The sequence below is a fragment of the Gaoshiqia sp. US2 genome (genome assembly GCF_059705485.1).
This window is the reverse complement of record NZ_AP048550.1, coordinates 1,882,976-1,896,621: the sequence shown is the minus strand read 5'-3', so window position 1 is coordinate 1,896,621 and position 13,646 is coordinate 1,882,976. Positions and strand designations below refer to the sequence as shown.

The window sequence follows — 13,646 nt, the reverse complement described above, 5'->3', positions numbered from 1 at the left end:
GCTGGCTTTCATGCCTGAAATGCCGGTACAGGATCTGTTTCTATGGGATCATGTATTGAATCGGGCAGCAAAAGCGGATCAAAAAGCGGTATGGTAAAGCAAAATGTACTACCCTTACCTGGTTCGCTTTGTACAGTTATTTGTCCGCCAAGTGTTTCTGTAAACTCTTTGCAGACAGAAAGTCCAAGCCCGGTGCATTTCTCACCCTCGGTGCCGGTATGGGTTTCTTTGGAAGTCCCCATGTCAAAGAGCGAATCCATCATTTTCTCTGACATACCAATCCCGGTATCCCTGATGCAAATTTTTGAAAACCTATCCTGTTTCTCAACGTAAAGTTCAACCATGCCGTGCCGTGGGGTAAATTTAATCGCATTATTCATCAGGTTGCGGCAAATGGTTTTGAGCATGTTACGGTCTGTCCACAACAGGCAATCTTCCTGTTCGGTGTATACCATGCTGATTTCCTTGTTATTGGCCACTGATTCGTAAATATCCAGGCTTTCGTCAATGACTTCATTGATGCTAATTTTCTCCCAAACCGGAGTCAGACTGTCTGATTGACTTTTCGCCCAGCTCAACAAATTATCTGTCAACTCCAGTACATGATCATTTTTCTGATCCATCTGTTTGGCCATATCCTTAACGGAATCAAAACGGTTGTCTTTCAGGTAAAAATTGATCAGCTTTGAAAAATTGGATACCGTGATTAACGGGCTTCTCAGGTCGTGGGCAATGATACTGAATAGTTTATTTTGAGTATTTACCGATTTTTGGAGTTTTTCATTCTGATGCTGAATCTGACTTTGCTGGCTCAATATTTTCCGGCTTTGTTCCTGCAACAATTTGTTGATGCGTTTGGCATAAACATACGCATAAATAAAAACAAACAGGATGATCAGGATAAATCCGACCAATATCAGAAGCATGTTTTGTTGAGAGCGTTTTATAATTAATTCATCGGCTTTAATCTGGTTTTCCTTTTCAAGCAAGCTAATCTGGGAGTTTTTCTTTTCAGTTTCATATTTCTTTTCCAGTTCGAGAATTTTATCCGCCATTTCGGCGTTGTAAAGGCTGTCTTTCAGGGCAGACCATTTACTCTGGTATTCAACGGTGTTGGCGTAATAGCTTACCCGGCCGGTTTGTTCGGCCAATTTGAGGTTGTTTAAATAAAGGTTCTTGTAATTCCCAAGGATCGATTTCGGATTATTAATTTCCCGGGCAATTTCCAATGCTTTCTGGTAATAATTTTCAGCTTCCCGGTACTTTTCCAGATCGTAACTAATCGCTCCCAATACCCGGTAACAACCCTCGATATACTGGAGTGCACCAATCTTTTTATAGGCTTGCAGCGCTTCAAAAATATAGGATTGGGACTTATTATAGTCCTTCTTCCGGTAATACAGAGCTCCCAGGTTGTACGAAATCAGGGCCAAATTCTCGGGATGATCTGTTTTTTTTACTTCAGCATAGGCTTTATTAAAATTGACTTCCGTTTCATCAAACTTTTTTTGGTCAGCATAAACATTCCCCTTATTCATATATAAACCGAAGCGTTGTTCTTCGTTTAACTGAAAAAAATAGTTTTCTTCCAACTGATTGAAATAAGCTTCGGCTGCCGGGTAATTTTTCAATTTTCGGTGAACAATCCCCAACTGGTTAAGGGTTTGCAATCTTAAATCGAAGGGATCGTCGTCGCGTAAAAGCTTTTCGGCCTGTATGAGGTTGACTATGGCAGATTCAAAGTTGAAGTTTTTCTGAAAGGTGGTAGCAAGCCCGATTAGGGCTTTCAGTTCCAGAACGTGATTTTGTTGTTCCCGCGAAAGGTCTAATACCTGGTTCAGCACAAGAAGCGACGAATCCGCTTTGCCAATTGCGTTGTATATCTTTCCCTGAAGCAGCATGGTTTCCCAAGTCCCCGAAAGGTAATTGATTCGTTGAGAATCGTCCTGTATTTTTCTGCTCAAAACAAGAGCGCTGTCCAAATCCCTGGCAATCAACAACTCCAACTCGTGCACCAGTTGATCTATTCTCATGTTATCCGTTCCGGTTTTGGACGGAATAAAGCCTGTTGCATATGTCAGGGATAAACCTGAGAGAACAATGAGAGTTGTTACAAGCTGTTTACACATACGGACTACGGTTGAAGACTTATTTTGTGGCAGTAAATTACAAAAAACAACTGGCTTAATCATAACAAAGGTGCAGTTTTTAAATTGCACCTTTGTATTTGATTCAACAGTCTTAATCGCTTGCCCCGGTAGCCTTAGCCTTCTTTCCGCGTTGAATCGTCAGATGTATTTTGGGAAAACACCGTCACCCGATTTCGACGCCGTTTCGGTACCTGGAGCCACCGGGCTTAACCCCAATCTTCAAAATCGATATCCGTTTCTTCACGGACTGAGGATGTTTTTGCAAGTTCCCCGGGTTCGTCAGCTTGTTGGATCATGCATTTTATCGTTTTGTATTCTGTCGGAATATTCAGATCAATATTCACGGAGGCCGATAAAACAAGTGGCTCAGGCGCATTTACAGCCTGAATTTGCGACGAGAGGGTAATAATCACACCCCAGTAGGTTTTTTCTTCCTTGACAACTTCTTTTTGCTCGATACTCACAATGTTTTTTGTTCTTAGCGTGCTGAAGACGACTTCGAGCAGGTAGTTCTCCGTGGTTTTGCCTAAACTTAAGTAAGGTTTAAAAATCTTCATAAATAATAAATTTAATAGTTATTCCAATTGATCATTTCTGATCTGTAAGTTATGAAGATTTTATGTATTCTTCACATCAAAAGGATGTGTATCAGAAGCAATTTTATAAGATAAACCACGATTTTGTTTTTTCCCGGTAGTCTTTTTCTTCCTGATGCCGGTAGGTATTTGTCCTCGGAACCGGAACGTACTGTTTTCGATAACCTTCAATATACTGAATAATATCTTTTAAACCCGTGATAAATAATTCAACCTCGGCATTGGTCATCGTCGGGTGTAATGACCAGCGCACCCATCCCGGCTTATCAGACAGGTCGCCCATATTGATCATTTCTGTGATTTCGGATGAACGTTCATAACTCACTTCGAGTATAAAATGTCCGTAAGTTCCGGCACAAGCGCAACCCCCGCGCACCTGGATCCCGTACAAATCGTTTAACAGGCGAACCAGCAAGTTATAATGAATACCGGGCACATAAAATGAAATGATACCGAGCCGGTCGCACTGATGATTGGCCAGGATGACCACTTCGGGAATACGGTCCAGTCCGTCGAAAGCCAGTTGCAGCAGTTCTTCTTCCCGCTTGCGGATATTTTCGATCCCCATCTGGTCTTTCAATTGAAAACAGAGCGCTGCGCGGATGGATTGTAAAAACCCAGGCGTACCGCCATCTTCCCGCGCTTCAATATCGTCAACATATTTATATTTTCCCCAGGGATTGGTCCAGTCAACGGTTCCTCCGCCCGGATGGTCGGGTACAGCATTGTGGTACATCGACTTATCAAAGATTAACACCCCTGACGAGCCGGGTCCGCCAAGAAATTTATGTGGCGAAAACATCACGGCATCCAATTTCATCATGGGATCGTCGGGGTGCATGTTAATGTCGTCGTAAGGCGCCGATGCGGCAAAATCAATGAACACCACACCTCCATACTCGTGCATAATCCTGGCCAGCTCATAATAAGGCGTACGTATGCCTGTTACATTGGAACAAGCCGTAAATGAACCTATTTTAAACGAACGGTCCTTGTATTCCTCCAGTTTCTTGCGGAGATTTTCCGGATTGACCATTAACTGGTCATCCGGTTCAATCAACACCACATCGGCTGTTGTTTCGTACCAACAGGTGTGGTTGGAATGATGTTCCATGTGCGTAATGAAAACCACGGGCTTATCCTGTTCATTCATCGGTGGCTTTTTAAATTGTTTACCACACAAACGGATGCCGAGAATCCGGTGGAACTTATTGATCACAGCTGTCATCCCGAAACCGGCAGTGATGATCACATCATTGGGGCCTGCATTGACATGTTGCTTAATGATTTGATGAGACAACTGATACGCGCAGGTCATACATGCGCCCGTTTCGCTTGTCTCGCTGTGTGTATTGGCCACAAACGGCCCAAATTCGTCCCTGATTTTCTCCTCAATCGGGCGATATAAACGTCCGCTGGCAATCCAGTCAGCATAACAAATCTTTTTTCTTCCATAAGGACTTACGAAATACTGCTCATTCCCGATTATTTGTTTTCTAAATTTATCAAAATACACCTCCAATGACTTCATAATCATGCTTTTATACTACCTCAATGCGACAAAGGTAATGATTCATTCGATACAGAAAGCTTGCTAACATTTTTTAACAGACAATTTTAACGCTTCTTATCTTCGCATTTTATGACATTTCGTCATTCATAACAAATGGCACAAACTTTGAAAAATGAGCTGCTGTTGAAACAGATGTTGAACTAAAAAATCAAATAGAAATGCAAAAAGGTAAAATTGGCGTATCAAGTGACAATTTATTCCCGATTATTAAAAAATTCCTGTATTCCGATCACGATATTTTTCTGCGTGAAATCGTTTCGAATGCCGTTGATGCCACCCAGAAACTGAGAACATTGGCCTCGCGCGGCGAAACAACGGTTTCGGTTGAGAATGCCAAGGTGCGTGTATCGTTGGATGAAGACAAAAAAACCATCACCGTTTCGGACAACGGTATTGGCATGACGGCTGAAGAGGTGGAAAAATACATCAATCAGATTGCATTCTCGGGTGCAAATGAATTCCTTGATAAGTATAAGAATGACGCGAATGCCATTATCGGACATTTCGGACTTGGTTTCTACTCGTCTTTTATGGTTTCACACCAGGTTGAAATTGTCAGTAAGTCGTATAAGGATGGGGCTCAGGCTATTCGCTGGTCATGCGACGGAAGCCCGGAATTTGAACTGGAAGACGCTGAACGGGCTGAAGTTGGTACCGATATCATCATGCACATCAACGAAGAGTCGGAGGAATTCCTGAACAAATCGCGTCTTTCTGAAATCCTGAATAAATACTGTAAGTTTTTACCGGTTCCGGTTGTTTTTGGGAAGAAGACCACTTGGAAGGAAGGAAAAGAAGTTGAAACCGAAGAGGATAATCAAATTAACGACATCAATCCGGCATGGACCAGGATGCCGGCCGACCTGAAAGATGAGGATTATGCCGACTTTTATCAGAAACTTTATCCTTTTTCGGAAGAACCCCTGTTTAATATTCATCTGAATGTAGATTACCCGTTTAGTCTGACCGGTATTTTGTATTTTCCGAAACTGAAAAATACCATCGAGGTACAGAAAAACAAGATTCAGTTATACTGCAACCAGGTTTTTGTTACCGATTCTGTCGAAGGTATTGTCCCCGAGTTTTTGACCTTACTGCACGGGGTACTCGATTCTCCCGACATTCCGCTGAACGTTTCGCGGTCGTACCTGCAAAGCGATTCAAACGTAAAAAAAATCAGCAGCCATATTACCAAAAAAGTAGCCGACCGCTTAAGCCAGTTGTTCAAAGACAACCGGAATGAATTTGAGAAAAAATGGGACGATCTGAAAGTTTTCATCGAATACGGTATGCTGACCGATGAAAAATTTGCCGAAAAGGCAAACAGTTTCTTCCTCTTTAAAAATACGGACAATAAGTATTTCACTTTTGAAGAATACGAAACGCTGATTAAAGACAACCAGACCAACAAAGAAAATCAGTTGGTTTATTTGTACACCAGTAATCAGGAAGAACAATATACCTTTATACAGGATGCCAAAAACAAAGGATATGATGTGTTGGTACTGGATGATATTCTATCGACTCACCTGATCAATAAATTTGAGCAAAAGGACACAGACAAACGCTTTGTTCGCATTGACTCCGATGTGGTGGACCACCTCATTCAGAAAGAAGATCATACCGACCACCTGACCTTTGAAGAACGCCAGGAACTGAGTCCCGTTTTCCAGTCGGTTTGCCCTGAATCGAGTGGTGTAAATTATATCATCGATTTTAAGGCCATGGGAGAACAGGCACAACCAATGGTTATTACAAGGAATGAATTTATGCGCCGGATGAAAGACATGAGCAAATTGCAGGGAGGAATGAATTTTTATGGCGATCTTCCTGAAAGCCTGAACCTGGTGGTCAATACCGATCATCCCTTGGTGAAGAAAGTCCTGGCTGAAAAAGACGAAGTATTGAATTCGGATTTAACGCAGTTAAACGATGAACTGACTTTGTTGAAAGCCGAAAAAGAATCGCTGGAAAAGGGTAAAGAAGGCAAAAAAGATGAAGAAGTACCTCAGGCTGACAAAGAAAAACTGGACGAATTACGGACCAAAATCTCCGGTCTGGAAGATGAAAAACGCGATAAACTAAACGCTTTCGGAAAAAACAACAAACTGGCCAAACAGATGGTCGATCTGGCTTTACTGGCGAATGGTCTGCTGAAAGGCGAAGACCTCGACAAGTTTGTTCGCCGCAGCGTCGAGTTGATCAATTAATATACGCCACACAATAATATGCAAAAGCCATCAGAACGAGATCTGGTGGCTTTTCCTGTTTTATAAATTCGGCAAAAAAGAAACTCAAACGATCCTTCTGACTATTTTAAGAGTCATTTATCTTTAAAAGACGCAACCGAAAACAGATCTTGTACATCTTTATGAATAAAATTGTTTGTATGAGCAGAAAATTAGGATTCATGTTAATTGCCGGTTTATTGGCTTTTAGCAGCTGTAAAAAAGACCGCGATTACCCGGAACCCGTTTTGGTAACGGTTACCGAAACTTTTGAAAATGGGAAAAACGGATGGGAAGCAGTTTTTGCATCTTATCCGAAAGGCGGAGAAGAAAACTACGAACTTAATTCGGGAATTACCTCCCTTCCTGAACCATTGGACAGATCAAAAAAAGGGTTCATGCTGCATGGAAATAATCACAGCGATGCATTGAGAATGTTACTGGCAAAACAAGTAGGCGGATTGGTTCCCGGGCAACATTACGAGCTCATTGTCGAGTTAAAACTGGCTTCCAAATACCCCGAAAACAGCGCCGGGGCAGGCGGAAGTCCGGGTGCTGCAAATCATTTGATTGCATATGCTTCTTCTAAGGGCTTTGAAATTGAAGAGGAGAATGGAATAGAAGTAATGCTCCTTTTTAATTTGTTACCGGATCCTGACATTGAGGAAGAACGATCGACAGCCGATTTGGGGACTGTTGGCATTGACGGTGACGATTTCGTATATACTTTAATTGACCGGAAAAATAACGAACCTATTCTTTGCAAGGCTGATCATCACGGAAAAACCTGGGTGATAACCGGAACCTGGTCCGGATTTGAAGGTATTACGACGCTATATTACGACGAAATCAGATTGATATTTACTCCCCTATCGAACAGTTAGGAGAAGGAAAGGCAAAAAAAAACCGCCTCACAGGGCGGTTAAAAAGTTTTTTTTCGTACTATCCAAGATATGTTTTTAACAATTTGCTTCTGGATGTATGCCGCAATCTGCGGATTGCTTTTTCTTTTATCTGGCGGACCCTTTCGCGGGTCAGCCCAAATCTTTCTCCAATTTCTTCCAGGGTCATTTCCTGGCAACCAATTCCAAAGAACATCCTGATGATGTCACTTTCTCTTTCTGTAAGGGTAGCGAGAGCTCGTTCAATTTCCCGTGCAAGCGATTCCATCATCAAACTGCGGTCAGCATTGGGGGAATCGTTATTGACCAGAACGTCGAGGAGGCTGTTGTCTTCTCCTTCCACAAAGGGGGCATCCACCGAAATATGACGGCCGGAGACCCGGAGTGTGTCTGCAACTTTTTCAGCCGGCAATTCCAGCGACTCTGCCAACTCTTCCGGTGATGGCTTGCGTTCGTTCTCTTGTTCGAATTTAGAGTAAGCCTTGTTGATTTTATTCAAGGACCCTACCTGGTTAAGCGGTAATCGAACAATACGCGACTGTTCAGCCAAGGCCTGAAGGATCGATTGACGAATCCACCAAACTGCGTATGAAATAAACTTGAACCCGCGTGTTTCGTCAAACTTTTCTGCAGCTTTGATCAATCCAAGATTCCCCTCGTTAATCAGGTCGGGCAAGCTTAAGCCTTGGTTTTGATACTGTTTCGCCACAGAAACAACGAAACGCAGGTTAGCGCGAGTCAGTTTTTCCAATGCAGCCTGATCGCCTTTTTTAATGCGTTGCGCTAATTCTACTTCCTCCTCAACAGTGATAAGTTCTTCTTTGCCAATTTCTTGCAAATACTTGTCCAAAGAGGCGCTCTCACGGTTGGTAATAGATTTTGTGATCTTTAATTGTCTCATATACCCTTCTAAAAAATCGTGCAAATATAGACTTTTGAAGTCAATTATTCAAACCAAAAAGCTGTAACAGGCCTGCGACCCTAATTTGTTAATTTTTAGTAAACATTATTTAGTTTCCTGCGGCAAAAACAAAATAAGCACGCTCACCGTTGGGGTAAATTCCCTCGATTAAAATGCCCCCTTCAGCTTTTTTTACAATTCTCTCCAAATCATTAACCGCGTTCACTTCCTGCTTGTTCACGTGGGTAATGATGAATCCTTTTTTAAGTCCGGCATCTTTAAGCTTACCATTTGATAGTTCTGCTACTTTAATTCCCTGACTGATGCGAAGTTTGTACCTCTCGTTTTCTGAAACATTGTCAAATTTTGCACCAAGAAATTCAGTCTTGCTCCCGGTAAGGATTTCCGTATCTCCGTGCATGTTACGGAGTGTTACGTCAAAGGGTTTCGCTTTGTTATCCCTTTTTATTAAAACTTTTACCACATCCCCGGGCCTGCGTTTTCCGATCTGTTCCTGCAATTCGGCCGTCGAATTGACCGTAACTCCGTCAATCTTCAGGATAACATCTCCGGCTTTAATTCCGGCTTCTTCAGCTCCGCTGCCCGGATTAACACCAGCAATGTAAATACCTTCAATTTTATCAAGATTATATTTTTTGGCCTGGTTCGCATCAATATCCTGGATTGTTACACCCAGTAAGGCCCGCTGTACATAGCCATATTCCTTCAGGTCGCTAACCACTTTTTCAACGATACTGGAAGGCACTGCAAATGAATAACCGGTATAAGAACCTGTGCGGGAGGCAATAGCCGTATTAATTCCAACCAGTTCGCTGTTCATATTCACCAATGCACCACCACTGTTGCCGGGGTTTACGGCGGCATCGGTCTGTATAAAAGCTTCGATACTCATGTCCGACGGGTTAATCCGGATATTGCGGCTCTTCGCACTCACAATTCCCGCAGTAACCGTTGATGTGAGATTGAACGGATTGCCAACTGCCAAAACCCATTCACCTAATTTCAACGCATCGGAGTTTCCAAACTTCAAGGTTGGCAGGTTCTTTTCATCAATTTTCAACAAGGCGATGTCGGTTGTTTCGTCAGCGCCAATCAATTTAGCGGTAAATTCACGTTTATCATTCAATACCACCTGTATTTCATCGGCATTATCAATCACGTGGTTGTTGGTCACAATATAGCCGTCAGACGAAATAATAACGCCCGAACCGGCTCCTTGCCTGATCTGGGGTTGTTGCCGCTGATAACGATCGCCGTAAAACCAGTCAAAAAACGGGTTGCTGTACATCTGTACATTTTCGCGGGATGATACTTTAACGTGTACCACGGCGTGAACCGAACTTTCGGCAGCATAGGTCAAATCAGGAGCTTCGCCCTGAGGTGCAGAAGGCAAGCCGGCATATCGCATGGCCTGGTTTTCGGTTATCGTTACAAATTGTGGTTTTTCAAAATAATGGGTGTAGGCCCAAAGAGCGATAAATGCGCTGAATAAAGCAATAACCAGGGTTAAGCCTATTTTTCCAAAATTCTTCATAGCATCAAAATTTATCAGTTTTTTCAATGTTTTTTTTACGGTATGATAACGCATAAAAAGTGCCAGAGTTTCCGATTTTGCAGATCGTTTATAATGTTTAACATGTTTTAACAGCAAATCAGCTTTATTGAACTGATTTTTTCGAAAAATGGCAGAAGACGGCAGGTTTCCTTGTCATTTTTTCATCCCTAAGTTCAGATACCGTTTATTTGGACGAACAGGTTAAGCGCTGACTGAATGTCATTTTCAATCTTCTTTTAGGCAAAACCAATCTAATCGTTCCATTATTTGTATATTTTAGCAGAAATTAACCGGCTAGCAAATAGGTATGGCAGCGCTCCGAAACGCATTTAAAAGAGGGACAGACACGCGAAATGTGACGAATTACATTCGTCGTATCGTTATTTTCTCAACCATCATTATTACGGTAGGCGTGGCTGCGCTTATTTCGATTCAGGAATTTCTACTTTTTCAGCGGATCAGCACGCAGCAACGGGAAGATAACATCCGAAAGCAAAAGGATTTTATTAAAGATTTGATTGCCATTGAAGTAGATTATATCGCCAATCAAAAAACATTGTTCAATGAACGTATTGCCCGCGAACTCGAAGAAAATGTGTGTAATGCCCACCAGGTTGCCGAAAAGCTCCATCAGCAATTCAGTAGCAGATTGCCTGTTGCTGAGCTGAAACAGATTATCGTCGAAGCTGTTTCCTCCCTGGAGTGTTCGGGAACTTATGCCCGCGTGTTTATCAACGGGATGGACGGGCAAGGAGTTTACTACTCGGGACGGCCGGAGCTTGCAGGAAAAGATTTATCCGGCTTGAAAGACATCAATGGGCACCTGGTCATTCAACGCGAAATTGAATTGCTGAAAAATGACGGGGAAGGATATATTTGGTACGACGATGGTCACAAGCACGAACACTCTTCCTTACCACATAACAAGGTCACTTTTGTGAAAGAATTTAAACCGTTTAACTGGTACTTTGGGTCCAAATGCTATCTGGACGATTACTACGAAGACTTCAAGCAGGAAATAGCGAAAAAAGTCAGTTCCGAACGGTTTCGGCACGGAGGTTACGTTTTTATCAATGAAACGAACGGAACTCCTGTGGTTATGGATGGAAAGGTTTATGACGGCCCGTTTAATTTTTTTGACGGAACTGATCCCGGGCGGCTTGACGTGTTTATGAAAGAACTTGAAGTGTCGGCCTCGGCCGAAAATGGAGGATATTTTTCATATGAGTGGAATAAAATTGACGAGGAAACGAAATCTTCAAAAATCTCCTACGTTAAGTTGTACCCCGAGTGCAACTGGTTAATTGGCGCCGGTTTTTATGTCGATGAAGTGGACGCGGAACTGGCAGCGCAAAAAGCTGAACTGAAACAGGGACTCTGGATTAGTCTGGTTCAGATTTTTATCGTGCTTTTCATTATTCTTTCCATCGAAGTTTATATCCTGATCCGTTTCAACCGGAATTATGAAGCTGACTTTCTTCGATTTGCCCGCTTCTTCAAGCTTGGAAAAGGAAATCACGCGAAAATTGATGTGGACAAACTTAACTTCAACGAATTCAGGGAAATGGGTATTGTAGCCAATGAGATGATTGAAGAACGGGAAAAAGTACATGCCCAATTGGTGAAAGAACAGAAGAAGGCCCGGGAATCCGACCGTTTGAAAACGGCCTTTCTGGCAAATATGTCTCACGAAATCCGGACTCCGATGAATGCGATCCTGGGCTTTTCGGAACTGATTGATGATGAAAGCCTGTCGGACAGCGAACGGAAAACCTTCGTTAAAATGATCTCAGTCAATGGCAAATTTTTGATGAACCTGATCAATGATATTATTGATATTGCGAAGATTGAGTCTGACCAGCTAAATATTGTCAAAAAAGAATTCAGACTGGAAAATTTACTCGAAAGTATTCAGTTGTATTATCGCGAGTATATTTCCGGCAATCAGGAACTCGATCAGCTTCGTTTCGAAATCGAAAGCAGCCTGCCTGCAGATTTTTCAGTTTACACCGATGAGTTTCGCTTAAGGCAAGTCCTCGATAACCTGATCGGGAATGCCATTAAATTTACCTCGGCGGGTGTGGTAAAACTGGTTGTTTATGCGCGCGAAGAGCAGGTCTGTTTCCATGTGTACGACAATGGAATCGGCATCCCTGAAGAAGAGTTGAGCTCGGTTTTCGACCGGTTTGTGCAGGCCAGTAACCATGTTCTTAAAAACTACGGAGGAACCGGATTAGGCCTGGCTATTTCGAAAAATATTGTCGCCCGCTTAGGCGGCGAAATCGGAGTAAGGTCAACTGCAGGTGAAGGATCTGAATTTTATTTCTACATTGATGCAACACAGCAAACAACTGATCAGGCGCTAAGCGGCAGATAAATGATAAACCTGCTGCCTTTATTGGGCGAGCTTTCAATCGTGAGTTTACCTTGATTCTTCTCCAGAAACTCTTTGCATATTTTCAAGCCAATTCCCCGGTCTTTTTCATAGTTTGCATCAGCCTTTCCCATGCCAATTGTATCGTTTTCCATGATGTCATCGATCATTTCCCGCGTCATGCCAACTCCGGTGTCGGCAACAGTCAACAGTAACTTGTCTTTTGTAATTTTTGTATCGAGGCTGATCCGCCCTTCAGTCCGGGTGAATTTTACCGAATTCGAAAGTATGTTTCTGATCACAACATTCATCATTTCCTGATCGGCCCAGGCAAAATGATTTTCATCCACCATATTTTCAATTGTGAAATTTTTATGTTTGATGGAACTGGTGAACAACGACAGATTTTCTTTTACTAAGCTGGCCATGCTTATTTTTTGCGGATTTACTTTTAAATTTCCGGTTTGACTTTTCGACCAGTTGAGCAGGTTTTCAAGCAGGTTGAAAGAACTGTCGACCACTTCGCGCGATTCGTGCAAAATACTTTTCAGTTCTTTGGGATCTTCCAGGTCCTGTTCCACGATCAGATCGAAAATGCCCTTCACACTTCCGATGGGACCACGCAAACCATGACTGATTAAGGAAAACATCCGGTCTTTTTGCTCATTCAGTTTGACTAAGTAGCGTTTTACCTGCTTGTGTTTTTTCAGTGCAACAACCAGTGCAAAGGCAACCAATATTAACAGGATAACAGCAATAATCAGAAAGATACTGGTGGCTTTTTGCCGTTCAGATCGCACATCCATTAAATGCTTTTCACTTTCTGCCTTTTCCTGTTCAAACTTTTCTTCCAGCATGGCCAGTTGCCGGTTACTCTCTAATGAGGCTAAGCTGTCTTTTATCGTTTGGTAGCGCTTGTAGTGTTCCAGTGAATTTTTAAAATCAAAATTCTGACCGAATAAATCGGATACTTTTTTATACAGATGTAAGGTTTTTTCGTTTTTGCCTAATTTCTCAGACAGGCGAATGGCTTCCTGCAGGTTTCTCAACCCCTGACCGACATTTCGTTGTGTCAGGTAGTAGTTTCCCAGATTTTCGTAAGCCGTAATGGCTTCTTCGAGTAAACCGTATTTGAGTGACAACTCAAGCGCGGCATTGCTTAACTGAAAACTGGTTGGATAGTTTTCTTTGTCGGCTTCGATTATTGCCAGTTTATTTAAAGAACTGATGTTCTCTTTAATCCCGGCGGTGGAGTCGGTAGTCTCCTGTGCTGAAACTCTATGCCCGGCAGAGGTTATGCAGACCAGCGCCACCCAAAGCAGATGTAAAAGAGTCCGTTTCATTTT

The 13,646-nt window shown here is 42.5% G+C and carries 9 protein-coding genes; 3 read left to right on the top strand and 6 right to left on the bottom strand.

The genetic code is table 11. The features are described 5' to 3' along the window. Positions 1–8 precede the first annotated feature (8 nt). From AC6H3C_RS07495 to AC6H3C_RS07485, 3 genes are all read right to left on the bottom strand, one after another. Positions 9–2,033, bottom strand: a complete 2,025-nt coding sequence (locus tag AC6H3C_RS07495; protein ID WP_497520103.1) for a tetratricopeptide repeat-containing sensor histidine kinase — start codon at positions 2,031–2,033, stop codon at positions 9–11. A 323-nt stretch (positions 2,034–2,356) separates the two neighbouring features. Further along, positions 2,357–2,707, bottom strand: coding sequence for a hypothetical protein (locus tag AC6H3C_RS07490; RefSeq protein WP_497520102.1), 351 nt, complete (start codon positions 2,705–2,707; stop codon positions 2,357–2,359). A gap of 103 nt (positions 2,708–2,810) precedes the next feature. Next, positions 2,811–4,277, bottom strand: coding sequence for an aminotransferase class V-fold PLP-dependent enzyme (locus AC6H3C_RS07485; RefSeq protein ID WP_497520100.1), 1,467 nt, complete (start codon positions 4,275–4,277; stop codon positions 2,811–2,813). A gap of 200 nt (positions 4,278–4,477) precedes the next feature. On the opposite strand from AC6H3C_RS07485, the gene htpG reads away from it, so the two are divergent. Both htpG and AC6H3C_RS07475 read left to right on the top strand, forming a co-directional pair. Beyond that, positions 4,478–6,529, top strand: coding sequence for a molecular chaperone HtpG (gene htpG / locus AC6H3C_RS07480; protein WP_497520099.1), 2,052 nt, complete (start codon positions 4,478–4,480; stop codon positions 6,527–6,529). 179 nt (positions 6,530–6,708) lie between these two features. Then, positions 6,709–7,431, top strand: coding sequence for a hypothetical protein (locus AC6H3C_RS07475; protein ID WP_497520098.1), 723 nt, complete (start codon positions 6,709–6,711; stop codon positions 7,429–7,431). A 58-nt stretch (positions 7,432–7,489) separates the two neighbouring features. Here AC6H3C_RS07475 and AC6H3C_RS07470 read toward each other — a convergent pair whose 3' ends face one another. Beyond that, positions 7,490–8,350, bottom strand: coding sequence for a sigma-70 family RNA polymerase sigma factor (locus AC6H3C_RS07470; protein ID WP_282592331.1), 861 nt, complete (start codon positions 8,348–8,350; stop codon positions 7,490–7,492). Positions 8,351–8,459: 109 nt separating this feature from the next. Beyond that, positions 8,460–9,905, bottom strand: coding sequence for a Do family serine endopeptidase (locus AC6H3C_RS07465; protein ID WP_497520097.1), 1,446 nt, complete (start codon positions 9,903–9,905; stop codon positions 8,460–8,462). A 328-nt stretch (positions 9,906–10,233) separates the two neighbouring features. Here AC6H3C_RS07465 and AC6H3C_RS07460 point away from each other — a divergent pair, with 328 nt between their 5' ends. After that, positions 10,234–12,303: a cache domain-containing protein gene (locus AC6H3C_RS07460; RefSeq protein WP_497520096.1), complete on the top strand. Its 2,070-nt coding sequence runs from the start codon at positions 10,234–10,236 to the stop codon at positions 12,301–12,303. On the opposite strand, the gene AC6H3C_RS07455 is transcribed toward AC6H3C_RS07460, so the two are convergent. After that, positions 12,282–13,643 carry a sensor histidine kinase gene (locus tag AC6H3C_RS07455; protein WP_497520095.1) on the bottom strand — a complete coding sequence of 454 codons (1,362 nt, stop codon included), beginning with the start codon at positions 13,641–13,643 and terminating at the stop codon, positions 12,282–12,284. The two genes, AC6H3C_RS07460 and AC6H3C_RS07455, sit on opposite strands and share 22 nt — an antisense overlap. Positions 13,644–13,646 lie beyond the last annotated feature (3 nt).